This is a genomic window from Devosia sp. LC5 (genome assembly GCF_000735585.1).
Taxonomy (GTDB): domain Bacteria; phylum Pseudomonadota; class Alphaproteobacteria; order Rhizobiales; family Devosiaceae; genus Devosia.
Genome location: NZ_JNNO01000010.1, coordinates 63854 through 88738 on the forward strand (window position 1 = coordinate 63854; position 24885 = coordinate 88738).

A 24885-nucleotide genomic window follows, 5' to 3' on the forward strand; every position below is an offset into this window, starting at 1 on the left:
TTTGCGAAGGGAGGAACGGAAAGCGCCCTGCCCTAAGGCAGCATACGCTCTTCGGCCTGCGGCAAATATTGCGCGTCGAATACGTCCGCCGCGGTCACGGCACCCTTGAGGCCGAGCGACAGTTTCAGCGTTTCGAGCGAGGCGGTGAGCCGGGCCTCGTCGATGCCGCCAAAGCCATTTTCGACCACATAGGGCGTCTTGATGTTCATCTGGTTGGCCATGGTCAGGCGCGCAGTTTCGGTATCGAGATTCAGCGTCTCATTGCGGGCCAGCACGGCCGCAGCGCCCGCTGCCGGATCAGCCACCGCATCGGCAAAGCCCTTGGCCAGCGCGCGCAGGAAGCCTTTCACCACGTCGGGGTTCTCGTCGGCAAAGGTCTCGTTGACCAGGATCGCATTGCCATAGAGGTTGAGGCCGTGGTCGGCAAACAGGATCGTGGAAATATCGTCTTCCGGCACGCCATTGGCGATCAGGTTGAGGATAACCGAAAAGGCAAAGCCGAACACGCCATCCACGTCGCCCGAAGCCAGCATCGGCTCACGCACCGGGAAGCCGATATTCTCAATGGTGATGGTGGAAGCATCGATCCCGGCTGCCGGAATGAAGGCCTGCCACTGGGCAAAAGCGCCATCCGGCGGCGGCGCACCCAATGTCTTGCCCTCCAGCGATTTCGGGTCGTCCGTAATGCCCAGCGACTTGCGGCCGACGATCGAAAACACCGGCTTGTCATAGACCATCATGATCGACTTGACCGGCTGGGCCGGATCTTCATCGAGGAACTTGATCAGCGAATTGATGTCGCCAAACCCGAACTGGTAGGCGCCGGTGGCAACGCGCGGAATGGCTTCCACCGAGCCATTGCCGGTGTCTATGGTCACGTCCAGGCCCTCTTCTGCAAAGTAGCCCTTGTCCTGCGCCAGCAGGAAACCTGCCGCCGGGCCTTCGAAACGCCAATCCAGCGTCAGCTTGACGGCGGTCTGGGCAAAGGCCGTTGTGGCGAAGCCTGCCAGGGCAAATACAGCAAGGGTGGCGGCAGAAAACAGCCTGCGATTCAGCATGAATGTGGATCCAATGTTTGTTGTTCCACAAAACAAAGCGCACGGAATTTGCCAGTGCAAGGATAAAACGCGCAAGACGGCGCCAGAAATTGCAATTGCCTAAGTAATGATCAGGACGACTAGCTCATTGCCCTCGTTATGATCATGGTGAGCCATCCGGCGCAGCTTGCAATCTCCAAAATACGTTCGGGCACGGCCACGCAAGGCCCCAACCTGCCATGGCCGAGCAGGTCACCCGCCTGCTCGGAAGGCAATGTCGGCCAGCTTCGGATCCGATCTGAGCGGACACTTACTTATTGGGAAACTGGCTGGGGTGCTAGGATTCGAACCTAGGAATGCCGGTACCAAAAACCGGTGCCTTACCACTTGGCGACACCCCAACTGGCGCGGTTCGTACACGGTTTGGTGGCGCTTCGCAACATGGCTGGAAGGGTGTTGAAAAACGCGTGGCGAGGCGCTTGTGCGCTGCAGGAAGCATCGCTATAAAGCGCCCAATCACGACATGGCGCGACGGGTATAAGCCCACCGCCGCAGACCCCGATTGTCGCGATCCCTGACGGAGTATAGCGCAGCCTGGTAGCGCACCTGCTTCGGGAGCAGGGGGTCGAGTGTTCGAATCACTCTACTCCGACCAATCAGGCCCTGGTCTCGCAAGAGGCCGGGGTTTTTGTTTGTCCGGCAGCTATTTCGGCCGCCACACGGTTTCCGAGCGCAGATTGGCGTCGCGCACCACTACTTCGATATCACTGTCGCCGGAGGCCTGGGCCTGCTCGATAGCGGCGGCGATGGCCGCTTGCTTGGATGTATAAGGCCCCACCAGCGCACCCTTGAAGCTGTAGTGCCAGGAGCGATCCTGCTCAGCGACGACATAGTGATTGGCCATTCTTACCCTCCGGCCCAGTCAACGCGCCGCAAGCCCCTCGCGTTGCCACCAAAACAAAAAAGCCGGCCCATCGGGACCGGCTTTTTCAATTTCGATCGGGGAGACGATCAGCGCTTCTGGCCGAACAAGCCCCAGGCGCCGGTCACGGTCAGGGCGGCCAGCGCCATCTTGAGCATGTCCCAGATGATGAAGGGTTGTACGGCCTTGGCGAAGGCGGAACCCACGATATTGGCCTGGTCGATCCAGCCGGCCTGGCCGGACATTGCAAGAAGCCAGGCAAAGCCCAGCGCAAACATCACCGCGCCGCCGGCCAGCATGGCGGCGAACAGGGCCAGCGGCTTGCCCGACGCGCCGCGATCGGCGGCAAAGCCGATAATGGCGGCCATGGGAAGGAAGCCGAACAGGAACCCGCTGGTGGGACCAACCAGATAGGCAAGACCGCCGCCGAGGGCGAAAACCGGCAGGCCGAGCGCGCCTTCAACGAGATAGAGCGCGACGGTGGCCACCCCGATACGGGCGCCAAAGGCGGCGGCGAGCGCAGCGACGGCAAAGCTCTGCAGCGTCACCGGCACGGGCCAGACCGGCACATTGATCTTGGCACAAATGGTCAGCAACAGCGTGCCGAGCACCAATGTGGCGAGAGTGGACGCCAGCTTGGCAGCGTCGCCCTTGGGCTGGAATACGCCGAGCAGCGTGTTGGGCGTGGTCAAAGTCACGGCCATTTCATACCTTCCATGCTTCAAATCAAAGCGCCGCCCGTCCGGGGCGCGCATTACTCCTGACTTCTTAGTCTCTCGGCAAAGCCAGCGCAATGACCAGACCAGCCCCCTCCCCGGCCTATGACAAGACCTTTGCGCCCCAAACCGGCCAGCCGATCAGCGTGGCGCCGGGCCTCGTGCGCATCACCGCGCCCAATGCCAGCCCTTATACCTTTACCGGCACCAATAGCTTCCTGATCGGCCGGGAGCGGCTGGCTTTGGTGGATCCGGGCCCGGAAGACGAGGCCCATGTTGCCGCGCTCACCGCTGCCATTGCCGGCCGGCCGGTCGAGGCCATCATCCTCACCCATACCCATCGCGACCACAGCGCGCTGGCCCGCCGCATGGCCGGACTGCTCGCCGCGCCGCTGTGGTTCGGCGGCCCGCATCGCCTGGCGCGCCCATTGCGCCGGTTCGAACGCAACCCGATTCGCAAATCCTGCGACTGGGACCTGGTGCCCGACCGCACCCTGTTCGACGGCGAAACCATCCCCGCCGGGGATAGCACGCTCACGGTCCACGCCACGCCGGGCCATTGCGCCAATCACCTGGCGTTCGGCCTCACCGGTACGGATATCCTGCTCAGCGGCGATCACATCATGGGCTGGAACTCTACCCTGGTCAGTGTGCCGGACGGCTCGATGGCCGATTATCTGGCCTCGCTGGAAAAGGTCATCGCCCTGTCCTATCGGCTTTATGTCCCCGCCCATGGCGGCCCCATCGCCGATGGTCCTGCCTATGCCAAAACGCTCTTGGCACACCGCCAATGGCGGAACGAACAGACCCTTGCCGCCGTCAAGTCTGGCGCGCGCAGCATTGGCGCGGTGGTGAAGTCGATCTATCCGGCGCAATCGCTCATCGTGCGGCGGGCGGCCGCCATGACCATCACAGCACATGTGGAATATCTGGAGGCGCAGGGCTTGCTGCAGGTGCGGCGGGGGTGGTTTGGAACCCGGCTGGCTGCGTAGCCCCAGTCCTCGCTCCGATCCCATATCCAACCACAGTGTCATTCCCGCGAAAGCGGGAATGACACCGCGTATGGGGTGAGTGTGGGCAGGAAGCGCCCCTAATCCACCGGCACCACCGGTGGCGCCACCTCCGCCTCACCCTCCACCGGCTCCACCACCGGATTATCCCGCAGCAACACCGTCACCGCATCATCCAGCGCGATCAGAAATTCTTCGATCCGCTGGCCATTCGAGCCGAAATCATGCAGCGCGTTGAGCGAGGCAGAGCGCATATCGACCCGTGAGCCCTCCGCCACGGGCGTCACCCGCAACACCGCCTCCTCACGCCAGCCCGGCAAGGTCATGGCCTGCGCATTGATCCGGCCGGGGCCATCTGCCGTGGGTTCGCGCACCAGCCGCACGTCCCAGCCGCGATCGGCCACCAGGCGCTCGAGCATGGCAAAGGTCTGCTCGGGCAGCAGCGGATAGGTGCGCATCTGTGCATTGGGGAAAATCGCCACCTGTTGCGCCGGTGTCAGCAGCCTGGGCGCAGGCATGGCAGCGGTTCCCGGCTCGAACACCAGCGGCATCGCACCGCGCGTGGTGGTGGCCATGTCGGTCGCCGGCGGATAGCGCCAGGCGAGGCTCCCATACCAGCCAAACGGGGCCAGACACACGAGACTCAGCGCCAGCCCCGCCAGCGCCTTGCCCCAGCCCTGGTCGCCCGTATGCCACAGCCGGGCCAGCGCGATCAGCGAGATCAGCAGGGCGAACAGCGCCACCAGCCCCGCCAGCATCGCCGCCACCACAAACACATCGCTGGTGATGAACCGTTCGCGATGCAGCAGCACCGGGATCACCACCAGCGGCAGGGCCAGCGTGCCCAGGCGCCGCGCCCAGATAGCCCATCTCGATGTCCGGATCAGAATGCGCAACTTGCCGCCGTCAGTTCAGTTCGCTGCGCATGGTAACGCCAAGGTCTTGCGGGAGTTTGAAGATCGGCCGCGGCTAGGCCGGCAGGGTCCTGGCGATCTGCTTCAGCGCGGCCTCGCCCTCGCCGCCAAAACAGTCGCTCATGATCATGTCTTCCAGCGGCAGCCGTGTGCCCCAGCCCGCCCGCTCGAGATCGGGTCTGCTGGCAAAGCTGTGTACTGGCCCGACGCACAGATAGGCAATGGGCACGACATGTTCAGGCATGCCCAGTAGACGCTGCAGAGACGGCGTATCCACAATGCTCACCCAGCCCACGCCGATCCCTTCCGCCCGCGCCGCCAGCCAGAAATTCTGCACGGCGCAGACGGTGCTGTAGAGGTCCATTTGCGGGTTGTGCCAGCGGCCGAGCGGCGAGTTCCGGCTGCGGTGCCGGTCACAGGTCACGCAGATATTGACCGCGCTTTCACAGATGCCCTCGAGCTTCAGCTTGGCATAAAGCGCCCGCCGTTCATCTTCGATCTGGGGCAATTCCTCCTGGCGCGCCGCCAGGAACAGTTCGCGCATGGCCTGCCGTCGCACCATGTCGCGAATGATGATGAAGTTCCAGGGCTGCATATAGCCCACCGAGGGCGCGTGATGGGCAGCATTGAGCAGCCGCGCCAGCACGGCATCGTCCAATGGCGCTGTGCTGAACTGGCTGCGCACATCGCGGCGGCTGAAAATCGCCTGGTAGACGGCGTCCCGCGCCCGATCGTCGAATGCGTTATGGCCCGCCGGATTGTATGTTTCGCTCATGGCACTTTCCGCCCGGCGGGTCAGGGATAAAGCCGCGTACTCACCCAGTGCGCGCCTTCGCGGTTAAACCGCACCCGGTCATGCAGGCGATGCTGCCCGTCTTTCCAGAATTCAAACGCCTGCGGCACCACCCGGAAGCCCGACCAATGCGCCGGTCGTGTCACCGGCCCCTCGCCCGCCAGGGCCGTCAGCGCATCCACGCGCGCGGCCAGTTCCGCCCGGCTGGCCAGCGGCCGCGACTGTTCGGACGCCGATGAGGCGATCTGGCTGCCCCTGGCGCGCGAGGCGAAATAGGCGTCGGCCTCTTCGGGCGCCACCACTTCCACATTGCCGCGAATCCGCACCTGCCGGCGCAGCGATTTCCAATGGAACAGCAGCGCCGCCTTGCGGTGCGCCAGCAATTGGCGGCCCTTTTCGCTTTCGAAATTGGTAAAGAAGCAAAAGCCGCGCGAATCGCGGGCATTGAGCAATACCATGCGGGCATCGGGCATGCCCTCATCGTCCACTGTTGCCAAAGCCATGGCGTGAGGATCGTTCGGCTCGGCCTCCTGGGCCAAGGCGTACCATTCCTCGAACACGGCAAAAGGGTCGAGATCGGCCCGGTCGCCGTCGTCGAACAGGCGTTCTGTGAGGGTTTGCAACATGTCTATGCACCCAAAACTGGACAAGGCGGGGGGTGGTGGCCATATAGGACGGGAAACCTTGGCGAAGCAACGCCAGACTGATTGAATGGACCAGATGCGCGATCCCTATACCGTGCTTGGGGTGCCACGTTCGGCGAGCGAGAAGGACATCAAGTCCGCCTATCGCAAACTCGCCAAGAAGTATCACCCCGACCAAAATCCTGATGACGCTTCGGCGCACGGCAAATTTGCCGAGGCGACCAATGCCTATGACCTGTTGACCAATGCCGAAAAGCGCGCCCAGTTCGACCGGGGCGAGATCGATGCCGATGGCAATCCCAAATTTGCCGGCTTCAATCCGGGCGCCGCGCGCGGCGGCCGTTCCAGCCAGGGCGGGTTCTCGGCCGAGGACATTCTCAAGGAATTCATGAGCGGCTTTGGTGGCCAGCCTCGTGGTGGCGCCGGTCGCGGCGCTGCCAGCGGCGCCCAATGGGATCCGTTTGCCGGGGCTGCCGCTGGCGGCGGCCGTGGTGCGGCCAAGGGCGAGGACGTTGTCGTCACCGCCGCCGTCTCACTCGAGGACGCCCACAAGGCCGCCTCGATCCCCGTGCGCATGCCCTCGGGCAAGGTGCTCTCGGTCAAGCTTCCCGAAAAGGTCGAGGAAGGCCAGCAAATCCGCCTCAAGGGCCAGGGCAATCCCAACCCGTTCGGCGAACCGGGCGATGCGCTGGTTACCGTGCGCTTTGAAAAATCCAAGCAATTCCGCCGCGACGGCGCCGACCTGCGCACCGATGTCCCCATCACGCTCTACGAAGCCGTGCTGGGCACCAAGGTGCGCGTCCCCACGCTGGACGGCTCGGTCGAACTCACCCTGCCCCCCGGCGTCGACACCGGAAAATCCCTCCGCCTCAAAGGCAAGGGCCTGCATGGCGGCGGCGATCTCTATGTGAACCTCAAGGTCGTATTGCCCCCCGGCGGCGACGCGGATCTCGAAGCGCTGGCCAGATTCATGCGCGATCAGAAGCCGTATAAGGTGCGGGACAACTAGCCCAACCACAGAGCCCCCTCCCTCTCCCCTTGTGGGAGAGGGAAACACCCCTACCCCCGCGGCGCCGCTGCCCGCTGCAACCGATCATTAATCGCCTCGCCCAGCCCCTCATCGGGAATCGGCGCCACAGCGATCACCCCTCGCCCCTCTGCATCCAGCTCATGCAGCATGGCGAACAGGTTCCGCGCCGCTTCCTTCAAATCCCCCGCTGGCGACAAGTTCCGCACCGGCCCGTCAAACGCCGCCGCCGAGCCAAACGCCAGATAGGCCTCCCCCTCGCGCGGCTCGGTATCCAGCCGCATCAGCGCCTCGGGCGCATAATGGCTGAGCAGCATGCCGGGCGCGGCCACCACAGCATCCTTTTCCGCCAGCTCCACGACCGTGCCCAGCACCAATTCGATATCGCCACGCGCCATGGCGCCGGATCGCAGCTGGATCAGCCGATCGCCATCGACCCGGATAATGGTCGATTCCACCCCCGCCCGGCATGGCCCGCCATCCAGCACCGGCACCCGCCCGCCAAAGCCGAGCCGCACCTGATAGGCCGTGGTCGGCGACAGCCGCCCCGACGGATTGGCCGACGGCGCCGCCAGCGGCCGCCCCACAGCTGCCAGCAGCTCCAGCGCCACCGGATGATCGGGAATACGGATCGCCACACTATCGAGCCCTGCCGTCGCCACATCGGCCAGCCCATTGCCCGGCCGCGCCGGTAGCACCAGCGTCAGCGGCCCCGGCCAGAGCGCGGCAATCTTGTGCGCCACCGGCGAAAATACCGCCAGCGTTTCGGCCATGGCCAGATCCGCACAATGAATAATCAGCGGATTGAAGCGCGGCCTGCCCTTGGTTTCGTAGATGGAGAGCACCGCATCGGGGTCCGTCGCGTCCGCCCCCAGGCCATAAACGGTCTCGGTGGGAAACGCGCACAGCTTGCCTGCACGGAGCAGCGCTGCTGCTTCATCCACTGTTTTCGGTTCAGGAAAGCTCAATTCACCAGTCTTCGTCATGGCCGTTGTTTGACAATGACGCCCCGCCACGTCAAGACGAAGTGCAGGGAAACCGGAGCCCCGAGTGACCACGCTTCTCGTCAGCCAACCAGATTTTGCCGACCACGTCACCCCGCCAGGCCATGCCGAGCGCGCCGACCGCATTGTCGCGGTCGAGGAAGCGCTGGCCCGTTCCCGCTTCGACGCCCTGGTGCGCCGCAATGCGCCGACCGGCGATCTGATGCTGGCCGAACTGGTGCACGATGCCCGCTATCTCCCCCAATTGCGCGCCGCCCGCCCCGCCGAAGGGATCGGCCAATTGGACCCCGACACCTTCATTTCCGCCCGCTCGCTCGATGCGGTCGCCACCGGCATTGGCGGGGCCCTCATGGCGCTCGATGCTGTGCTGCTGGGTCAGGCCGACAATGCCTTCTGCGCCATCCGCCCGCCCGGCCACCATGCCGAGATCGACCGGCCCATGGGCTTTTGCCTGGTCAACACCGTCGCCATCACCGCCCGCGAGGCCCAGCGCAAATATGGCGCCGAGCGCGTCGCCATCGTCGATTTCGACGTGCATCACGGCAATGGCACGCAGGATATTTTCAAGGCTGATCCCACGGTCTTCTACGCCTCCAGCCACCAGATGCCGCTCTATCCCGGCACCGGCCACCCCCGCGAAACCGGCGTGGGCAATATCGTCAACGTGGCGCTTGACGCCAATTCGGATGGCGCCGCCATGCGCGACGCCTATCTCACCCGCATTATTCCCGCCCTGATCGATTTTTCGCCCGACCTGCTGCTGCTTTCGGCAGGCTTTGACTCCCATCGCCTCGATCCGCTGGCCCAGCTCAATTGGGAATCCCCGGACTTCAGCTGGCTCACCGGAAAATTGATGGATGTGGCCGAGCGCTGCTGCGGCAACCGCATTGTGTCGCTGCTCGAAGGTGGCTATGACCTCAAGGGGCTGGCGGGCGGTGCCTCGCATCACGTTGCCATGCTGATGGACGGCGCCGTAGGCCGCCTCGAAGACTAGATTGTGCGGACAATTCGGTCAGGGAGAGGCGAAAATGGTGGTTTTCGAGAACCGGAGCGCAACGTACTTTTGGGTACGTGAGCACCGGAAGCGGAGGAAACCGCCATTTACAGCCCTCCATCACCGAATTGTCCGCACAATCTAAGGAGCCCCGCATGGCCGAAGCTACCAATGACGATGTGAAAACGCTGAGCTTTGAGGCCGCTTTGGCCCAGCTCGAGGAAATCGTTGGCAAGCTCGAGTCGGGCCGCGCGCCGCTGGCCGAATCCATCGCCATTTATGAGCGCGGCGAGGCCCTCAAGGCCCATTGCGAAACCCTGCTGCGCACCGCCGAAGCCCGTATCGAAAAGATCACCCTGTCCCGCGACGGCCGCCCCACCGGCACCGAGCCGCTGGACGCCTAGCGCCCGCCATGACCAACAAGTCCCTCCGCAATTTTCGCATCGTGCTGTGGAGCCTGGTCGCAATCGTGGCCTTGGGCGCCACCGCGCTTTACGTCTTCCGCCCACCCGCAAGGCCGGCGCCACTCAATTTCGCCACCCAACAATTCGCCCTCGCCTCGACCGCCGGCGGCACGTTCACCCAGGATGATCTCAAGGGTAAACCAAGCCTGATCTTCTTCGGCTATACCTTCTGCCCCGATGTGTGCCCCACCACGCTGGCCGAAACCACCGCCTGGCGCACCCAGCTCGGCCTGACGCCGGATCAACTCCGCATCATCTTCGTCACCGTCGATCCCGAACGCGACACGCTCGACGCGGTCAAAGGCTATGTCGAAGGCTTTGATCCCTCGATCATCGGCCTGGTTGGCGATGCGGCGCAGACCGAAGCGATCAAGGCCGCTTTCGGCGTCTTCTCGGAGAAGGCCGAGGCTACGGACGATTACTACCTGGTCAATCACACCGCCCTGACCTTCCTGATCGACGCCGAAGGCGAGTTCGATGGCACCATTGCCTATGAAGAAGCGGGCGGCACCGCGCTCGCCAAGGTCGAGCGGCTGGTCAAGCAATGAGCGAGCGTATCCGGCTCGATCTGGCGCTCGAACAACGAAGCCTCGTGCCCAGCCGTGCAAGGGCGCGCGACGCCATCCTGCGCGGCACGGTGACCGTCAATGGCGTCACCGCCGTCAAGCAGAACCAGATGGTCGGCCGCGACGACAAGCTCGCCCTCAGCGATCCCGCCGCCAATTACGTGTCCCGCGCGGCCCTCAAGCTGGTGGCCGGGCTCGAAGCCGGCGGCATCGACGCCACAGGTAAAACCTGCATCGATGTCGGCTCATCCACCGGCGGCTTCACCCAGGTCCTGATGGAACGCGGCGCCCGCCGCATCTATGCCGTCGATGTCGGCCACGCCCAATTGCATGAGCGCCTGAAGGGCAGCGACCGCGTGGTCAGCATGGAAGGCGTCAATGCCCGCGATCTGACCGCCGAGATGATCCCCGAGCCCATTGACCTCTTGGTCTCCGATGTCAGCTTCGTCTCGGTCATCAAAGTGCTCGAAGCCCCGCTTGCGCTCTGCACCCCGCATGCCGACGCGGTGATCCTCTTCAAACCGCAATTCGAAGTCGGCCGCCGCAATGTCGGCAAGGGCGGCATCGTCACCAGCGAAGAGGCCATCCAGGCCGCTTTGACCGATGTCATTGCCTTCATGCAGGCCCAGGGCTTCCAGCACCGGAACTCGGTGACATCACCGATTGCCGGCGGCGATGGCAATGTGGAGACGGTGCTGGTGTTCGGACGAAGCTAGCTACTGAACAATGAGCTGAGCCCAACCCTCGCCCCTTAAGGGAGAGGGACGGCATTTCTGCGTTCAGCAAAAATGACAGGGTGAGGGGCTTCGATCCGTCCCGTAGGGCAAATCGCTCCAGTGGAGCGATTTGAGGTGAGAAGGCCATGAGAGCTATGCTCGAATGGCGCAAGCCATCCCATGCTTGGATGCATCTAAGCATGGCAACCGCATGCCGGGGCTCACCTCGCCCCTCAGGGGAGAGGTCGGCGGCGAAGCCGGCGGGTGAGGGGTGCGATGCTGCAACAGCTCAAATGTCCAGGCATCGCACCCCTCACCCTAACCCTCTCCCCTGAGGGGCGAGGGGACGATAGAGACCTGAATTTCTCTATACGATTGAGCTGCCTCAAGGGGGAAGCACACCCTCAGTTCCGCTCAAACCCCACCGCACCCTCGCGCCCAGTCTGCCCTCTGTGCCGCAGATAATGATCCGCCAGCACCAGCGCCATCATCGCCTCGCCCACCGGCACCGCACGAATACCCACACAAGGGTCATGCCGCCCCTTGGTGACAATATCGGTATCCTCATTCATCGTCGTCACCGTCTGCCGCGGCGTGATGATTGACGATGTCGGTTTCACCGCGAAGCGGCACACAATCGGGTCCCCATTGGAAATCCCGCCCAGAATGCCGCCGGCGTGGTTGGACAGGAAATAGGGCCGGTTTTCTCCGCTGCGCATCTGGTCGGCATTCTCGATGCCGGTCAGGCTTGCCGCCTCGAACCCAGCGCCAATTTCCACCGCCTTGACCGCATTGATGCTCATCATGGCCGACGCGAGATCCGCGCTCAGCTTGCCATAGATCGGCGCGCCCCAGCCCGCCGGCACATTCTCGGCCACCACCTCGATCACCGCCCCCACCGAATTGCCTTCCTTGCGGATACCATCGAGATAATCGGCCCACATTTCTGCCGCCTGGGCATCGGCGCAGAAGAACGGGTTCTGGTCGACCTGGTCCCAATCGAAATTGTTGTAATCAATCTTGTGCGGCCCGATCTGCACCAGGCTCGCGCGAATGGAAATCCCCGCCAGCACCTGCCGCGCCACCGCCCCTGCCGCCACCCGCGCCGCCGTCTCGCGCGCCGAAGTGCGCCCACCGCCGCGATAGTCGCGGATGCCGTATTTCTGGTCATAGGTGTAGTCGGCATGGCCGGGCCGATATTTGTCGCGAATCTCGGCATAGTCCTTGGAGCGCTGATCGGTATTTTCGATCATCAGCGAAATCGGCGTGCCCGTCGTGCGCGCTCCATCGGTGCGCTCGTCCTCGAACACGCCGGAGAGGATTTTCACCTCGTCGGCCTCACGGCGCTGCGTGGTGAATTTGGACTGCCCCGGCTTGCGCCGGTCCAGATCGCGCTGGATCATTTCGGGCGTCAGCGCGATGCCCGGGGGGCACCCATCCACCACAACGCCAAGCGCCGGCCCATGGCTTTCGCCCCAGGTGGTGAAACGGAAAAGATGTCCGAACGTATTGAAAGACATGGCGCGGCCCCGTGGTTGAGGGCTTTCTAGGCAGGCGGGGCGGTCAGGTCAATCGAAGGGTCCCGATAGATCGTACTTACCCAGCTGGTCCAACGCCCATTTTGATGGGTTTGAACCGTCAACACCCCACCCACCGCATCTCCCTCGGGCTCGACCCGAGGGCCGTTCGCCGCTTGCGCCGAGTTGAGAGAGGCCCTCGGGTCAAGCCCGAGGGAGGCGCGTTGGTTGCGGCGACATAGAGGACAAGTCCTAGACGTCGCCCGCCCGCAGCAATTCCATTCGGCCCGGTGTGAAATGCATCACCGCGTCCTGCGGCGGCGCCCAGTTGATGACGTCGATAATGGGCGCATGTTCGATCAGCACCCGCAAAGTGCGGGCAATGCCGCCATGGGCGACAACCACGGAGGGGCCGGTCAGCACCGCGGCAAATTCCTCGAGCCGGGCTTCGACATCGCGATAATTCTCGCCATTCTCAGGACGGAAATCCCAGTAGTCTTCGGTGCGTTCGCCCGGCGCCACCGCCATATTGGCCGGCAATTGCTCGAACAATTCGCCCTCGAGCACGCCAAAGGAAATTTCCATCAGCCGCACATCATATTTGACGTCAGGCAGGTGGATATCAAAGCCCGCCCGCACGCGATCCATGGTGTCACGGGTGCGGTTGAGGGGCGAGGCATGCCATTCAAACGCCCTTGGGTCGAGCCCGCGCGCCTTGAACAGAGCCGCCAGCGTCAGCCCGTTCTGGTTGGCCTGGCCCCTGCCCTTGTCGTTGAGCGGAATGTCCTTGCGCCCCTGATAGCGGCGTTCGGCGTTCCAGGGTGTTTCTCCATGCCGGATGAAGTAGATTTCCGGCCAGACCAAGGCTGTCATGTGCTCATTCCCGCGCTGTGCCAACGCGTCCTACATCAGGGTAACTGCCAGCACCGTATCGGATTCCCCCGGTCACGCCACAGTCCAAATCGGAAAGCAGGTATACCGCGCTTGCCTGCTCCTGATCGAGTGGTCATTGTGGTGATCCCTTGGGGCAAGTTCGCGCCCCGGCCGTTCGGCCACCAAAGTCCGGTTTTTTCATGCCTCTTTCCACCGCCGATATCATTGCCCAACTCACAACCCTTGTCGGACCCGCCGCCGTCATCGGCGCGCCCGAGCAGATGGGCAATTACCTCAACGAGCCCCGCAAGCGCTTCCACAAAAGCGCCGCCGCGATCGTGCTGCCCGCTTCGATCACCGAAGTGCAGGCCGTCGTCCGCTGGGCCAATGAGCATGGTGTGGGCCTCATCCCCCAGGGCGGCAATACCGGGCTGGTCGGCGCGCAGGTGCCGTTGCGAGGCGACGAAGTCATCATCAGCCTCACCCGTCTCGACACCATCCGCAGCGTCGATCCCGCCGCCGGCACCATGACGGCGGAAGCCGGTGTCATCCTCGAAAACGCCCATAAGGCGGCCGAAGCGCAGGGCACAATTTTCCCGCTCTGGCTCGCCTCGCAGGGTTCCGCCCGCATCGGGGGCCTGCTCTCCTCCAATGCCGGTGGCGTCAACGTCCTCACCTATGGCAATGCCCGCGAACTCACCATGGGCGTCGAAGCCGTGCTGGCCGATGGGCGGCTCTATCAGGGCCTCAATTCGCTGAAAAAAGACAATACCGGCTACGACCTCAAGGACCTGCTGGTCGGCGCCGAGGGCACGCTGGGGATCATCACCGCGGCCACACTCAAGCTCTTCCCCAAGCCGGAGGACTACGAGACCTGCCTGGTCAATATCGCCGGTCCCGAAGCCGCGCTCACCCTGTTTCAGCTCCTCCGCGAGCGGCTGGGCGGGCGTCTCAATGCCTTCGAGATCGTCCCTGCATTGGGTCTCGACATGCAATTGCGCCATGCCATGCTCGATCGTGACCCCACTGCCGGCCCCTCGCCCTGGTATGCGCTGATCGAAATTTCGCGCATGGCGGGCGGCCAGTCCGGGCTGTTGCAGGCCGCCATCGAAACCGCCTTCGAGCGCAATCTGATCGACAATGCGGTGCTCGCCGAATCCCTCTCCGATCGCACCCGCATGTGGGCCTTCCGCGAGCAGATGAGCGAGGTGCAATCCAAGGAAGGCGCCTCGATCAAGCATGACGTGTCGGTGCCCATCGCTGCCGTGCCCCAGCTCATTGCCGAAGGCTCGGCCGCCGCCGAGCGCCTGTTTCCAGGCATCCGTCCAGTGCCGTTCGGGCATATGGGCGATGGCAATATCCACTTCAATTTCAGCCAGCCCGTGGGTGCCGATCCCAAGGCCTTCATGGCTGAGGCGGACGAGAAGCTGCATGGGGCAATCTACGAGATCGTCCTCAAGCTGGGCGGCTCGATCTCGGCCGAACACGGCATCGGCCAGCTCAAGATTGACCTCTTGGCCCAGGTCAAGGACCCCGTCGCGCTCGACATGATGCGCTCCATCAAGACCGCGCTCGACCCCAAGGGCATCCTCAATCCGGGCAAGATGCTGCCCTAGAGCGTTTCCAGCAAAAGTGGACACCACTTTTGCGGTTCGGAAACGCGACCACCAAGGACCGCCAGTCACTTTTTAGTACCTACTTGCGAAATGGCACTATAGGCGCCATTTCAGCGCCATGACCCAGATCCTGCCCCTTGCCGGCGTCGAATTTCTCGACGACGCCACCCGTCCGCCTCCGGTTGCGCTGGAAAACGTCACTGAAGAACAGCGCCAGCCGGGCCTGCATCTGCGCATGGTACACGACCATCTGCGGCACAATATGCGCACGCTCGGCAAGCTGATCGAGCGCGCCAAGGCGGGCAGCGTCACCGCCGCACAGATCGAAGCTGAAACCTCCGAATTGGCCATCGTCGCCAATTACCGCCGCTTCGGAAACCTCTGCGGCCAGCATTGCCAGATCGTCAACACCCACCACTCGATCGAGGATTACGCGATCTTTCCGGCCCTGGCCGAACAGGGCGAGGCCTTCCGCAAGATCGCTGATCGCCTGCGCGCCGAGCATGTCGTCGTGCATGAATTGCTCGTCCGCCTGGTCGATGCGCTCAACACGCTCGCCGCCGACCCTACCCCCACCAATTTCGAGACCACGCTGACCATCTATCACGCCCTCGAACGCGTGCTGCTGTCCCATCTGGGTTACGAGGAAGACGCCATGGGCGACGCGCTGGGCTATTTCAGCATCGGGGCCTAAAACAGGTCCAGCTGCCCGCCCGCCGCCTTCTTGCGCATGGGCTCAGGCTTTTGCACGCTCACTTCAGTGATCAATCCCGGATCATCATCCCGCGCCGAATTGACCCGCGTCGATACCGGATGAAACTTGACCACCCCGTCCTCCAGCGGCAGCGCCAATTGATAGGCGGCCTTGGCCGTAACCCCGCGCACATCCAGCCATTGCTCGATCGCGTCGCCTTCAAGAATTGCCGGCATCCGGTCATGCACCGCCGACAGTTGCCCATTGGCCGGCACGGTGATGGTGGCGACGCTGTCGATTTCCTCGCCCTCGGGGCCGACCCAGGTGGCATAAAGCCCTGCCAGCGCCATGGGCCGGTCATCGGCCAGGGTGATGTAATAGGGTTGCTTGGATTTATCGGGATTGGTGTGCCATTCGTAATAGCCGCTGGCCGGAATGATGCAGCGGCCATGCTTGAGCGCATCGCGAAACGCTGGTTTTTCCGCCATGGTTTCTACCCGGGCATTGATCAGCAGCGGAAATTCGCGCGGATCTTTCACCCAGCGCGGCACCAGCCCCCAGCGCGCAAAGTGCCCCTCGCGCCGGCCCGACTCCTCCCAGATGGCGATCACCGGCTGGGTCGGGGCGATATTATAGCGCGGCACCGACTCGACGCTGTTGAGCAGTTTGAACAGCTCCGCCATCAGTTCGGGCGGCAAGGTCGATGCATAGCGTCCGCACATGTGAGGGGCCTCCGGAATCGGTCGCCAAAGAGGTAGTCTGTGGCAACGCGAATCGCAAATGGACCCGTCAGTGACCGAGACCCCGAACGCCGCCAGTGTTGCCCTGATCCGCGATGGCAAGGTGCTGCTGATCAAGCGCGCCTATGCGCCCTATCAGCATTTGTGGACCCTGCCCGGCGGCCGCATCGAGCCTGAGGAAACCATCGAGCAATGCGCGGAGCGCGAAATCCGCGAGGAAGTGGGCCTTGCGGTACGGAATCTGAGACCCGTCATGGTGCAATTGCTGGGCAAGGACGAGACCTTCCGGCTGGCCGTGTTCGCCAGCACCGATTTTTCCGGCGTCTTCTTCGCCTCCGACGAAATCAGCGATCACAAATGGGTGGCCCCGGGAGCCCTCGTCGCCTTCCGCACCACCAGCCGCCTTGATGACGTCCTCGCGAAGGCCTTCGCGGCGGTGGCGCAAAGCTGATACAAGCGCCGCGGCTAGGGATAAATGGACGCCATGGCAAGATTGTTCAAAGCGATGATCGTGATGCTGACGCTGGGCCTCTCCGCCTCGCCGGCCATGGCGATCGATCCGCTCTATCAGCGCGAAATGGAGCGGCTGGCCGAGATCATGGGCAGCCTTTATTTCCTGCAGCCGCTGTGCAAGGCCGGCAATACCGATTGGCGCGCCCAGATGTCCGATCTGATCAGCCTGGACGAACCCGACGAAGATCGCCGCCAGCGCCTGGCCGGGGCCTTCAATGGCGGCTACACCGCCTATGCCCGCTTTCACCGCGCCTGCACGCCCGCCGCGCATGAAGCCCTGACGCGCCTGCTCGCCGAGGCCGAACGCACCGCCAGGGACATCCATACGCGGTTTGCCGAATAGACCATTGGTTAACGAGAAGTTAAACGGTTTACTAACCCGATAGCATTTCGCACCACCCGTTAACCTTCGGGTTACTTCTTACGCGATCTCACGCTGCGCGCGTGGTAACCCAAGGCCCATGACCACGACCAAGTCCATGTTTTCGCCAGCGTCCGGGCTGGGCCCCTTCGATCGCGAACAGAGCGAGCGCCAGCTCGCGCTCGAATATCTGGCCGAAGCCTGGAACCACGCCGAAGACGATGGCCTGGAAAGCGCGGCCCTGGCCCACGCCTCCCTGTTCGCCGCGCTCGCCACCTTCGTCAAACTCCACGGCGACGAAGCCACCGCGGACCTCATCGCCATGCTCCCCGACCGCATCCGCTCGGGCGAGTACAATCTGGATCGCGTGCTGCAATAGCGGGCGGCCAAGGGCACTCATCATCCACACCCATGATGTCGTTCCGGCGAAAGGCCGGAATCCATGCTGCGCCTATCCAAGCATGCACATCGCGGACGAGGCCCTGTTCCCCTCGCCCCTTGAGGGACTTCGAGCCGTCCCGCAGGGCAAATGGTGGAGCGATTTGAGGGAAGAAGGCCATGAGAGCTACGCTCGAATGGCAAGGACAGCTTTTTCGCGTTCAGCGAAAAAGCAGGGTGAGGGGTACTGCGCCATCCCATGCCAGAAATGCAGAAAGAAACCCCTCATCCGCCCTTCGGGCACCTTCTCCCTCAAGGGGAGAAGGAAGGGACGGAAAGCCGCTCCGAGCCACCCAAGCATCCCCACCCGCCGCGTCTCCCTCGGGCTCGACCCGAGGGCCCCTCCCAATGCGGCACAAGCTGTGAATGGCCCCCGGGTCAAGCCCCAGGGAGGACAGTTGTGGTTATGTGAAAGAGTTCGTGCACCGCAAAATTCACCCCACCCACCACGTCATTCCGGCGCGGGCCGGAATCCATGCTGTGCCCTATCCACCCATCCGATATCGCGGAAAACCTTCAGCATGAATCCCAGTCTGCGCCGGGATGACATCGCAGTTGTGGCTCCCTCTTGCCCTCCCCACGCGCCAAACTCTTGAAACACCCACAATGTAATGTTCCGCCTGATTATCGAGCCACTCAATGGCGGATCATGCGAGGTCGGCTATACTGCTGGTATGGTACGCATTTCATCCTCATATGAGCAAGTTAAGCGCCGTTTACTCCTGCTACGGAATACGGTCAGCTTTCGTTGCAAAAAGGTACTTGGGCGGGCCTATGTGCGTCTGTCGATTTTGCAGGCGGAAGTGCATCTGCGAAAGGTGGGTCCGATAAAGGTCCTCATTGACAATTCGGCACTTGGGCACGGCGTCACCCACGAGACGGCATGGATGAATACCGGAAGGTCCTTGTGGGGAGGGCAGATACCGGAAAACACAGGGTACTCGACTCGAATTCCTGTCCACGCGCCGAATAGCTCAGATCGTCTCTATCGCGAGGTGACATACCTCGTCGGCATTGCTGAGCTGGCTAAGCGAGGTCACATAAAACTAGTCACCTCAGCGGAGTTGCAGGCTGAAAGTTTGAGACAACCAATCGGTCGTTTCCGTGGATATGGAGCGCAGGACCTCAACGTTTTTGATGACATCCACATGCCCTCAGTCGATGGGCATCATTTTGATGCGGTAGATCCCAAGGCCGCCCAGCAAGCACGCCTCGCCGAGTCCAAAGCCGAACCTTTCGCGACGCTGGCACGGCTGCTACCAAAAAAAAGCAATCTCGATGCGTGGCACATACATACGGCTCACAAGTATGATCTGTACTGCTTTCTAGCCGTAGATTTTCCCCTGATAGACAACTTCAGGCGTGCTTCGCAACGCAAGGAATTCCCCCAGCTCAACGTCAAATTGATGCTGCCCTCTGAACTGGCAGCCGCCATTCAGCTGCGCCCCATCGAAACCTTCGCCATCAGCTATCAGAACGCCAGCTGGTTTGTGCATCCCGAACTGAGTTCGCCGGACAACAAGAGAACATCGCCACGACGAGGCACCATTCATTTTAACCCACCGGAGCCGACAGATATGCCCAAGCCCGAAGCGGAACCGAAAAAGGCCAACTCGCCCATCAACATTCTGCCCGCTGTTGGGGAAATGATGGGGGTTCGCATCAGCTACGGGCATGAGGCCGTGGGCATCCAGTATAAGGACAAATCAGGTCAGTGGCAGCAGCTGGACATGGCGCTGGGTGATGCGATGTATCTACTTTCAATACTGAAAGGGATGCAGCTCAGTCTGGATATACCGTTTCCAGATGATCCACGCGACCCAAACGCCACTCCCGTTCGTCCAAGTGAAGTGGATAAAATATCAACTCCGACAGCTAATTCAGCGAACAAGAATTGACGGCCTCCGGCGGCCATCTGACGGCCTGTCACGCACACGTTGCCTCAGCGAGATCGCCCCCTACCCCAGCGCCTCCAAAAACCGCATCGGCTGGCCCGTTGATGGCGTCACCAATTCGCCCTGCCACATCACCGTCTTGCCCCGCACGATCGTGCCCACCGGCCAGCCAGTCACCGACACCCCATCATAAGGCGTCCACCCTGCCCGGCTCTTCACCCACTCATTGGTAATCGTCTCGCGGCGCTTGAGGTCGACAATGGTCAGGTCGGCATCATAGCCCACCGCGATCCGGCCCTTATTGGCGATGCCGAACAACCGGTTGGGCCCATGGCTGGTCATATCCACAAACCGCATGAGGCTCAGCTTACCGGCATTTACATGATCGAGCATGGTCGGCACCAGCGTCTGCACGCCGGTCATGCCGGAATGGGAATCGGGATAGGCGTGGTCCTTTTCCTCCCGCGTATGCGGCGCGTGGTCGGAGCCCAGAATATCGGCGACGCCATTGCGCACACCGCCCCAGATTGCCTCGCGATGTGCCTTGTCGCGCACCGGTGGGTTCATCTGGGCATAGGTACCCAGCCTGGTATAGGCCGTCTCGTCCAGCGTCAGATGGTGTGGCGTGACCTCGACGCTGGCCACGTCCTTGTGGTCGGCGAGATAGGCGATTTCTTCACCGGTCGAGATATGCAGCACATGGATGCGCTTGCCCGTCTTGCGGGCCAGTTCCACCAGGCGCTTGGTGGAATTGAGCGCCACTTCGGGCGAGCGCCAGACCGGGTGGCTGGATGGGTCGCCCGGCACGCGCAGATGCTTGCGCTGCTCGAGCATATATTCGTCTTCGGAATGAAAGGCCGCGCGGCGGGAAATCGCGCGCAGAATGGCTTCCACGCCATCATCGTCCGCCACGAGGAGCGAGCCGGTCGAGGAGCCCATGAACACCTTGACGCCGGCGCAGCCGGGCAGCTTTTCCAGTTCCGCCAATTGGCCGGCATTTTCGTGGGTGCCGCCGATATAGAAGGCGAAGTCGCAATGCATGCGATTGGTGCCGGCGGCGATCTTGGCTTCGAACGTTTCCCGGCTGGTGGTCAGCGGGTTGGTATTGGGCATTTCGAACACGCCCGTCACCCCGCCCATCACGGCCGAGAGCGAGCCGGATTCAAGGTCTTCCTTGTGCGTCAGGCCGGGTTCGCGAAAGTGCACCTGCGTATCGATGACGCCGGGCAGGATATGCAGCCCCTTGCAATCGACCACCGCATCAGCCGTATCGCCCGCCAGCGCCCCCAGAGCCACGATCCGCCCGCCCCGTACGCCGATATCGGATTGCCCCTCGCCGTCATGGTTGACCAGAGTGGCGTTCTTGAAAATCGTGTCGTAGTGCGCCATGTCTTTGGTTCCCATCGAGCCGTTGTCCATGGCCGGTTTAGCGGACACTTCGTCCGGGAGGCAAGCGAGCATGACTATTCATTTGCGGGCCGACCGGGCCGTGTTTCGGTTTTCCGGTGTCGATGCCCATAAACTGGTCAATGACGTGGTCACCGGCCACATCCCGCAGGAGCCGGGCGTCGCCGCCTGGTGGGCACTGCTTTCCGCCCAAGGCAAGGTTTTGGCCGAGGGACTGGCCGGTTGGGCCGACGACGCGCTCTGGCTCGACGTGCATCAGTCAGTGGCCGATGATTTCTTCAAGCGCATGAAGATGTATCGCCTGCGCGCCCAGGTGGTGATCGATGATCTGCGGGAAAGTCACCGTGTCGGCTTTTCCGATGCGCCCGCGCCGGAACTGATCTCGCATAAGGATGGGAACGCGTTGGGTTGGCGCATTATCGCCCCCGTCGAAGCGACGGCCGGGTGGACGGCCGATGACCGAGCCTATCACGCCACCCGCATCACCCGCGGCATACCCCAGCTTGGTCCCGATTTCCCTGGCATGGATGCCTTCGCCCATGATCTGGGCATGGACATCCTCGATGGCATCGACTTCGTCAAGGGCTGCTATGTCGGCCAGGAAGTCGTCTCCCGCATGAAACATCGCGGCACCGCAAGGCGGCGGCCGGTGATTGTTTCGGGTATCGAGGCAGCGGCTGGCATGCCGGTCATGGCCGGGGCGCGTGAAGCCGGCAGCATTGGCGTGGTGGTCGATGGCAAGGCCGTCGCGATCCTGCGGCTCGACCGCATTGCCGATCCGGCCACCGTCACCGTGGATGGCAAACCGGTGACGGTCAGCCTGCCGGCTTGGGCGACCTATCAATTCGGCGAGACGGCCTCCGAGGAATAGCCGATCATTGGCGAATCGAGCCGTCAGGGTTAACACTTTGCTAACTCATTCTTGCTCGGGGCATTATGGCACGGACTAGTGGACGCGCCTGGCAACGCATGTTGTCGGGTCGCCGGCTCGATATTCTCGATCCCTCGCCAATGGATGTCGAGCTGTCCGACATCGCGCACGGCCTTGCCCGCGTGGCCCGCTGGAATGGGCAAACGCTGGGCGACTACCCCTTTTCCGTAGCCCAGCATTCGGTACTGGTGCTCGAGTTGTTCCGCGCCCACAACCCCGATTGCGACGGCATTTCCCAGTTGCAGGCGCTGCTGCATGACGCCCCCGAATATGTCATGGGCGACATTATTTCGCCCTTCAAGGCAGCCATGGGCGGCAATTACAAAGACGTTGAAAATCGTTTGTTATCAGCGATCTACCTGCGTTTCTCGCTGCCCTCGGCCCAAACCGGCGCCCTCGCCAAGCTGATCAAGAAAGCCGATCGCGAAGCCGCATTTTTCGAGGCCATCCACCTGGCCGGCTTCGAAGATACCGAAGCGCGAAAACTGTTCGGCGAGCCCAGCATGCCGGCCTTCGATGTCGAAGCCTTCGACCGCCTGATCCGCCCCTGGCCGACCCGCGAAGCCCATGACCGCTTCGTCGACGCCTTCGATTCCATCGCCCTCTGATCCGTGAACATTAACCCTAACAAGGGATGAATTTTGCCTCGCGCCGCCCGCCGTGGTTACTCAAGCGTTAACAGAACTCTGCCGACGCTTCATTCCGGGACGGAAATCATGGATCTGCCAGATCGTCACATGTTGCTGGGCATCGCCCTCGGCGCCGTTTGCGCCTCTATCCTGGCGGCCATCGGCCCCGGTTTCGTGGTCGAGGCTTTCGGTGACGAGTTTGGTGCGCAGGGGTTCGACCCTTCGCAGCTGGTCAGGTTCGAAGGCACTAACTATCTGGTCGAAAACGAGAACTGGGTTTCCACCACGCCGCTGTCGACGACACGGGTGAAAAAGATCGAGATGGGCAAAGTGTCCTATGTCGACATCACCACCACCGAAACCGGCACCTATTCAACCGACGCGATGTTTTCCAGCCACATCCAGTATCCCGGCATCTCGGTCGAGCGCGCACCCGGGCCCCATAACAGAAACCGCAACCATTTCTCCTTCTGGAGCAATGGCGCTTGGTCCTCGTTCAACAGCAAGCCCGGCAATTCCTGGTTCTACCTCGACACCGGCGCCGTTGCTCTAAGTCAGCTGGGCGACGTCATTTGTGTCGCCACGGCGTCGGTTCGCGTCTGCTGATCAGCCGAACATCCAGCCGCGCTTGAACTTGTAGAAGACGTGCAGACCGATCTGGGTCACCTTCTGCATGCGCGGCGCCCAGGCGGGGCGCACATAGGTGGCGTGATAGTGCGTCGCATCGCCAACCTCGGTCAGATACAGCTCGCCATCGGTGAAGCGCCTGGCAATATCCTCGGCCTGCGCCCAGGATTTCTGGTCGTTGACGACTTCAGGAATGCCGTCGCAGGCGAACGAGAACTGGCAGGAATTGCGCCGCTGCTGGTTCTGGAACACCACCCCGCAGATCGTATTGGGGTAGCGGTGATCCTTGACGCGGTTGAGCACGACCTGAGCAACGGCGACCTGGCCGCGATAGGCCTCGCCGCGCGCTTCGAAATAGATCGCAGTGGCCAGGCACCAGAGTTCCTTGGTGGACACCTGCATGACGGCGCCTTCCGAGAAACCACCGGTGACCGGCGCATTGGCGCGGGCATAGGCCAGTTGTTCGGAGGCGAGCGCGGGAATGGGGTCGCCGGGCGGGAGGGCCGCCATAGCGCCGCCGGCATTGGGGGCAATACCGGCAATGGCGTCGAGCGCCGCCGCCGCATTGGGATTGATGGCCGCCACGGACATGCGCGGCCCCTCTTCCACGTCGCCCGTGCCCTGGCCGGTGACAGCAGCGAGGCGGGACTGGCCCAGGTCGGTCGGGTCAGGCGGCGGGGATCGCAGTGCAGCCAGGCGCGTGCGCACTTCCTCAAAGCCGCGGGACAGCGCGAGCACGTCGACCGGCGGTTTGACGCGGGCGGTCTTTTCGGCGCGGTTGGGGCCGGTGAAGCTGGCAGTTTGGAAGAGATGATCCACCGAGCCGGTGATGACGGCTTCACTGCCGGTGTAGGACAGGCTTGCCTGGGCAATCTTGACGCCGGGCAGGCCCAGATCGCCAAGGGGATCAGCAGCCGGGCCGAAGGCCCCGCCGGTCAGACCAGCATAGCTTAGAGCGCAAAACACTCCCACAGCCGATAGCTTGGCAAGGGGATGCCCGCGACGAACCGCTCTAGCCGGGCGCGCATGCGCCGCGGTCCGGTGTGGACTGGCCATCAAAACACTACTCAACGCTACGCAACAAATTACTGATCGGCGAAAGTGACGCTAAAATGCCGACAGAAGAAGTTATCGCTTATTAGGGTTAGCAGCGCGTAAACGAGCAATCCGGCGCGCAAAAGGAGCCAGCATGGCCGTTATCCGGCCAAAATGTGAAGACTGATTTGTCGCAGGACTAGTTGCAGGCGGCGCGAACCGGGGCCACTTGCTCGATAAATCCATCCACCCGGAACCGCACCGACAGGGATCGCGAATTGACGGGGGTTACCCGGGCCGTCAGGTTCGTCGTGCCAATCAGGCCATCGAGAAACGCCATGGCATCCCGGCTATTGTTGATCAGCACAGCAGTATTGTCGGCATTGACTGGCAGGGTGCGGCTGCGGGCGGCCTGAACATCATATTGCAGCGTCAGGCCCGCATCATTGCCCAGGGCGGACAGGTTGTTGCCCGCAAAGGCGAAGGCGATGCTGAGCAGGCCCGCATCACAGGACACTGTCATGATTGCAGGCGCGCGCCCGCTGGGCCGGGCGGGGATCAGTTGCTCGGATTCAAGGGAAACGCTGAGGCTCTGTCCGTCGCTCGTGGGCGCGCGGAACACCCCGTCATAGCAGATCAGGCGTTCGGCATCGCCCGTGATAGCAGCGCATTGTTCGCCGCCGGTTTGCGCGAAAGCCTGTGGCGAAGTTGCAAGAAGCAGCGGCAGCAGCACCAGAACCGGCAAAAATTTCACTTGGTCTTCGTTCCCATCCCAAAGTAACCGGTCAATTGGCGCCGGCCT

The 24885-nt window shown here is 62.6% G+C and carries 28 protein-coding genes and 2 tRNA genes; 16 read left to right on the forward strand and 14 right to left on the reverse strand.

Features of this window, described 5'->3' with window-relative positions; all coding sequences use genetic code 11:
• Positions 1-32: 32 nt before the first annotated feature.
• Together FF80_RS06665 and FF80_RS06670 are read right to left on the reverse strand one after the other, a co-directional pair.
• Positions 33-1058, reverse strand: coding sequence for an ABC transporter substrate-binding protein (locus tag FF80_RS06665; protein ID WP_035098816.1), 1026 nt, complete (start codon positions 1056-1058; stop codon positions 33-35).
• Positions 1059-1363: 305 nt separating this feature from the next.
• Positions 1364-1438, reverse strand: a tRNA-Gln gene (locus FF80_RS06670).
• Between the two features lie 177 nt (positions 1439-1615).
• On the opposite strand from FF80_RS06670, the gene FF80_RS06675 reads away from it, so the two are divergent.
• Positions 1616-1692: transfer RNA gene (locus tag FF80_RS06675), tRNA-Pro, on the forward strand.
• Between the two features lie 48 nt (positions 1693-1740).
• On the opposite strand, the gene FF80_RS06680 is transcribed toward FF80_RS06675, so the two are convergent.
• Together FF80_RS06680 and FF80_RS06685 are read right to left on the reverse strand one after the other, a co-directional pair.
• Positions 1741-1941: a hypothetical protein gene (locus tag FF80_RS06680; protein WP_035098818.1), complete on the reverse strand. Its 201-nt coding sequence runs from the start codon at positions 1939-1941 to the stop codon at positions 1741-1743.
• 107 nt (positions 1942-2048) lie between these two features.
• Entirely contained in the window at positions 2049-2663 is a 615-nt protein-coding gene (locus FF80_RS06685; RefSeq protein ID WP_035098819.1) for a biotin transporter BioY, read from the reverse strand.
• 89 nt (positions 2664-2752) lie between these two features.
• Here FF80_RS06685 and FF80_RS06690 point away from each other — a divergent pair, with 89 nt between their 5' ends.
• Positions 2753-3667, forward strand: a complete 915-nt coding sequence (locus FF80_RS06690) for an MBL fold metallo-hydrolase (protein ID WP_052153266.1) — start codon at positions 2753-2755, stop codon at positions 3665-3667.
• A gap of 98 nt (positions 3668-3765) precedes the next feature.
• Here FF80_RS06690 and FF80_RS06695 read toward each other — a convergent pair whose 3' ends face one another.
• The 3 genes from FF80_RS06695 to pdxH all read right to left on the reverse strand — a co-directional run bounded on the left by FF80_RS06695 (position 3766) and on the right by pdxH (position 6018).
• Positions 3766-4581, reverse strand: a complete 816-nt coding sequence (locus tag FF80_RS06695) for a DUF1499 domain-containing protein (RefSeq protein ID WP_035098820.1) — start codon at positions 4579-4581, stop codon at positions 3766-3768.
• Between the two features lie 73 nt (positions 4582-4654).
• On the reverse strand, positions 4655-5374 hold the full coding sequence (gene bluB, locus FF80_RS06700; protein ID WP_035098821.1) for a 5,6-dimethylbenzimidazole synthase: 720 nt from the start codon (positions 5372-5374) through the stop codon (positions 4655-4657).
• A gap of 20 nt (positions 5375-5394) precedes the next feature.
• The gene (gene pdxH, locus FF80_RS06705) at positions 5395-6018 is read right to left on the reverse strand and encodes a pyridoxamine 5'-phosphate oxidase (protein ID WP_052153267.1); all 624 of its coding nucleotides are present in this window, start codon (positions 6016-6018) and stop codon (positions 5395-5397) included.
• Positions 6019-6112: 94 nt separating this feature from the next.
• Here pdxH and FF80_RS06710 point away from each other — a divergent pair, with 94 nt between their 5' ends.
• The gene (locus FF80_RS06710; RefSeq protein WP_035098860.1) at positions 6113-7045 is read left to right on the forward strand and encodes a DnaJ C-terminal domain-containing protein; all 933 of its coding nucleotides are present in this window, start codon (positions 6113-6115) and stop codon (positions 7043-7045) included.
• Between the two features lie 50 nt (positions 7046-7095).
• Here the strand turns inward: FF80_RS06710 and FF80_RS06715 are convergent, their stop codons facing one another.
• On the reverse strand, positions 7096-8049 hold the full coding sequence (locus FF80_RS06715) for an L-threonylcarbamoyladenylate synthase (protein WP_035098823.1): 954 nt from the start codon (positions 8047-8049) through the stop codon (positions 7096-7098).
• Positions 8050-8113: 64 nt separating this feature from the next.
• Here FF80_RS06715 and FF80_RS06720 point away from each other — a divergent pair, with 64 nt between their 5' ends.
• The 4 genes from FF80_RS06720 (at position 8114) to FF80_RS06735 (ending at position 10807) form a co-directional block, all read left to right on the forward strand.
• On the forward strand, positions 8114-9061 hold the full coding sequence (locus FF80_RS06720) for a histone deacetylase family protein (protein ID WP_035098824.1): 948 nt from the start codon (positions 8114-8116) through the stop codon (positions 9059-9061).
• A 155-nt stretch (positions 9062-9216) separates the two neighbouring features.
• A complete protein-coding gene (locus FF80_RS06725; protein ID WP_035098825.1) occupies positions 9217-9465 on the forward strand; it encodes an exodeoxyribonuclease VII small subunit in 249 nt (82 codons plus the stop codon).
• Positions 9466-9473: 8 nt separating this feature from the next.
• Complete coding sequence (locus tag FF80_RS06730; protein WP_035098826.1) at positions 9474-10073, forward strand: SCO family protein; 600 nt, start codon at positions 9474-9476, stop codon at positions 10071-10073.
• Entirely contained in the window at positions 10070-10807 is a 738-nt protein-coding gene (locus FF80_RS06735) for a TlyA family RNA methyltransferase (RefSeq protein ID WP_035098827.1), read from the forward strand. The genes FF80_RS06730 and FF80_RS06735 overlap by 4 nt, the downstream gene beginning before the upstream one ends.
• A gap of 404 nt (positions 10808-11211) precedes the next feature.
• Here the strand turns inward: FF80_RS06735 and aroC are convergent, their stop codons facing one another.
• Both aroC and FF80_RS06745 read right to left on the reverse strand, forming a co-directional pair.
• Entirely contained in the window at positions 11212-12327 is a 1116-nt protein-coding gene (gene aroC, locus FF80_RS06740; RefSeq protein WP_035098828.1) for a chorismate synthase, read from the reverse strand.
• A gap of 249 nt (positions 12328-12576) precedes the next feature.
• Entirely contained in the window at positions 12577-13197 is a 621-nt protein-coding gene (locus tag FF80_RS06745; protein WP_035098829.1) for a histidine phosphatase family protein, read from the reverse strand.
• A gap of 200 nt (positions 13198-13397) precedes the next feature.
• Between FF80_RS06745 and FF80_RS06750 the strand changes: the two genes are divergently transcribed.
• On the forward strand, positions 13398-14813 hold the full coding sequence (locus FF80_RS06750; RefSeq protein WP_035098830.1) for an FAD-binding oxidoreductase: 1416 nt from the start codon (positions 13398-13400) through the stop codon (positions 14811-14813).
• A 118-nt stretch (positions 14814-14931) separates the two neighbouring features.
• Positions 14932-15507, forward strand: a complete 576-nt coding sequence (locus FF80_RS06755) for a hemerythrin domain-containing protein (protein WP_035098831.1) — start codon at positions 14932-14934, stop codon at positions 15505-15507.
• Here FF80_RS06755 and FF80_RS06760 read toward each other — a convergent pair.
• Positions 15504-16229, reverse strand: a complete 726-nt coding sequence (locus FF80_RS06760) for an SOS response-associated peptidase (protein WP_035098832.1) — start codon at positions 16227-16229, stop codon at positions 15504-15506. The two genes, FF80_RS06755 and FF80_RS06760, sit on opposite strands and share 4 nt — an antisense overlap.
• Before the next feature lie 70 nt (positions 16230-16299).
• Here FF80_RS06760 and FF80_RS20860 point away from each other — a divergent pair, with 70 nt between their 5' ends.
• The 4 genes from FF80_RS20860 (at position 16300) to FF80_RS20865 (ending at position 19457) form a co-directional block, all read left to right on the forward strand.
• The gene (locus tag FF80_RS20860) at positions 16300-16698 is read left to right on the forward strand and encodes an NUDIX domain-containing protein (RefSeq protein ID WP_200877174.1); all 399 of its coding nucleotides are present in this window, start codon (positions 16300-16302) and stop codon (positions 16696-16698) included.
• A 33-nt stretch (positions 16699-16731) separates the two neighbouring features.
• Positions 16732-17103 carry a TIGR02301 family protein gene (locus FF80_RS06770; protein ID WP_160172806.1) on the forward strand — a complete coding sequence of 124 codons (372 nt, stop codon included), beginning with the start codon at positions 16732-16734 and terminating at the stop codon, positions 17101-17103.
• A gap of 118 nt (positions 17104-17221) precedes the next feature.
• The gene (locus FF80_RS06775; RefSeq protein WP_052153269.1) at positions 17222-17500 is read left to right on the forward strand and encodes a hypothetical protein; all 279 of its coding nucleotides are present in this window, start codon (positions 17222-17224) and stop codon (positions 17498-17500) included.
• Between the two features lie 670 nt (positions 17501-18170).
• On the forward strand, positions 18171-19457 hold the full coding sequence (locus FF80_RS20865) for a hypothetical protein (RefSeq protein ID WP_052153270.1): 1287 nt from the start codon (positions 18171-18173) through the stop codon (positions 19455-19457).
• A 60-nt stretch (positions 19458-19517) separates the two neighbouring features.
• On the opposite strand, the gene FF80_RS06785 is transcribed toward FF80_RS20865, so the two are convergent.
• The gene (locus tag FF80_RS06785; RefSeq protein WP_035098864.1) at positions 19518-20843 is read right to left on the reverse strand and encodes a dihydroorotase; all 1326 of its coding nucleotides are present in this window, start codon (positions 20841-20843) and stop codon (positions 19518-19520) included.
• 70 nt (positions 20844-20913) lie between these two features.
• Here FF80_RS06785 and FF80_RS06790 point away from each other — a divergent pair, with 70 nt between their 5' ends.
• From FF80_RS06790 to FF80_RS06800, 3 genes are all read left to right on the forward strand, one after another.
• Entirely contained in the window at positions 20914-21732 is an 819-nt protein-coding gene (locus FF80_RS06790; protein WP_035098835.1) for a folate-binding protein YgfZ, read from the forward strand.
• Positions 21733-21797: 65 nt separating this feature from the next.
• Positions 21798-22400 (forward strand): HD family hydrolase, encoded by a 603-nt coding sequence (locus FF80_RS06795; protein WP_035098836.1) that lies wholly within the window; start codon positions 21798-21800, stop codon positions 22398-22400.
• A 108-nt stretch (positions 22401-22508) separates the two neighbouring features.
• Positions 22509-23027, forward strand: a complete 519-nt coding sequence (locus FF80_RS06800) for a hypothetical protein (RefSeq protein ID WP_152558291.1) — start codon at positions 22509-22511, stop codon at positions 23025-23027.
• On the opposite strand, the gene FF80_RS21630 is transcribed toward FF80_RS06800, so the two are convergent.
• Both FF80_RS21630 and FF80_RS06810 read right to left on the reverse strand, forming a co-directional pair.
• Positions 23028-24014 carry a cell wall hydrolase gene (locus FF80_RS21630; RefSeq protein ID WP_052153271.1) on the reverse strand — a complete coding sequence of 329 codons (987 nt, stop codon included), beginning with the start codon at positions 24012-24014 and terminating at the stop codon, positions 23028-23030.
• Positions 24015-24282: 268 nt separating this feature from the next.
• Positions 24283-24837: a hypothetical protein gene (locus FF80_RS06810; RefSeq protein ID WP_035098838.1), complete on the reverse strand. Its 555-nt coding sequence runs from the start codon at positions 24835-24837 to the stop codon at positions 24283-24285.
• Between the last annotated feature and the right edge of the window lie 48 nt (positions 24838-24885).

What these genes read in the sequence shown, in the direction of transcription:
- FF80_RS06665 (WP_035098816.1), bottom strand. Translation starts at nt 1,058, where the DNA reads ATGCTGAATCGCAGGCTGTTTTCTGCCGCCACCCTTGCTGTATTTGCC.
- FF80_RS06680 (WP_035098818.1), bottom strand. Translation starts at nt 1,941, where the DNA reads ATGGCCAATCACTATGTCGTCGCTGAGCAGGATCGCTCCTGGCACTAC.
- FF80_RS06685 (WP_035098819.1), bottom strand. Translation starts at nt 2,663, where the DNA reads ATGGCCGTGACTTTGACCACGCCCAACACGCTGCTCGGCGTATTCCAG.
- FF80_RS06690 (WP_052153266.1), top strand. Translation starts at nt 2,753, where the DNA reads ATGACCAGACCAGCCCCCTCCCCGGCCTATGACAAGACCTTTGCGCCC.
- bluB (WP_035098821.1), bottom strand. Translation starts at nt 5,374, where the DNA reads ATGAGCGAAACATACAATCCGGCGGGCCATAACGCATTCGACGATCGG.
- pdxH (WP_052153267.1), bottom strand. Translation starts at nt 6,018, where the DNA reads ATGTTGCAAACCCTCACAGAACGCCTGTTCGACGACGGCGACCGGGCC.
- FF80_RS06710 (WP_035098860.1), top strand. Translation starts at nt 6,113, where the DNA reads ATGCGCGATCCCTATACCGTGCTTGGGGTGCCACGTTCGGCGAGCGAG.
- FF80_RS06715 (WP_035098823.1), bottom strand. Translation starts at nt 8,049, where the DNA reads ATGACGAAGACTGGTGAATTGAGCTTTCCTGAACCGAAAACAGTGGAT.
- FF80_RS06725 (WP_035098825.1), top strand. Translation starts at nt 9,217, where the DNA reads ATGGCCGAAGCTACCAATGACGATGTGAAAACGCTGAGCTTTGAGGCC.
- FF80_RS06730 (WP_035098826.1), top strand. Translation starts at nt 9,474, where the DNA reads ATGACCAACAAGTCCCTCCGCAATTTTCGCATCGTGCTGTGGAGCCTG.
- FF80_RS06735 (WP_035098827.1), top strand. Translation starts at nt 10,070, where the DNA reads ATGAGCGAGCGTATCCGGCTCGATCTGGCGCTCGAACAACGAAGCCTC.
- aroC (WP_035098828.1), bottom strand. Translation starts at nt 12,327, where the DNA reads ATGTCTTTCAATACGTTCGGACATCTTTTCCGTTTCACCACCTGGGGC.
- FF80_RS06745 (WP_035098829.1), bottom strand. Translation starts at nt 13,197, where the DNA reads ATGACAGCCTTGGTCTGGCCGGAAATCTACTTCATCCGGCATGGAGAA.
- FF80_RS06750 (WP_035098830.1), top strand. Translation starts at nt 13,398, where the DNA reads ATGCCTCTTTCCACCGCCGATATCATTGCCCAACTCACAACCCTTGTC.
- FF80_RS06755 (WP_035098831.1), top strand. Translation starts at nt 14,932, where the DNA reads ATGACCCAGATCCTGCCCCTTGCCGGCGTCGAATTTCTCGACGACGCC.
- FF80_RS06760 (WP_035098832.1), bottom strand. Translation starts at nt 16,229, where the DNA reads ATGTGCGGACGCTATGCATCGACCTTGCCGCCCGAACTGATGGCGGAG.
- FF80_RS06770 (WP_160172806.1), top strand. Translation starts at nt 16,732, where the DNA reads ATGGCAAGATTGTTCAAAGCGATGATCGTGATGCTGACGCTGGGCCTC.
- FF80_RS06775 (WP_052153269.1), top strand. Translation starts at nt 17,222, where the DNA reads ATGACCACGACCAAGTCCATGTTTTCGCCAGCGTCCGGGCTGGGCCCC.
- FF80_RS20865 (WP_052153270.1), top strand. Translation starts at nt 18,171, where the DNA reads ATGTTCCGCCTGATTATCGAGCCACTCAATGGCGGATCATGCGAGGTC.
- FF80_RS06785 (WP_035098864.1), bottom strand. Translation starts at nt 20,843, where the DNA reads ATGGCGCACTACGACACGATTTTCAAGAACGCCACTCTGGTCAACCAT.
- FF80_RS06790 (WP_035098835.1), top strand. Translation starts at nt 20,914, where the DNA reads ATGACTATTCATTTGCGGGCCGACCGGGCCGTGTTTCGGTTTTCCGGT.
- FF80_RS06795 (WP_035098836.1), top strand. Translation starts at nt 21,798, where the DNA reads ATGGCACGGACTAGTGGACGCGCCTGGCAACGCATGTTGTCGGGTCGC.
- FF80_RS06800 (WP_152558291.1), top strand. Translation starts at nt 22,509, where the DNA reads ATGGATCTGCCAGATCGTCACATGTTGCTGGGCATCGCCCTCGGCGCC.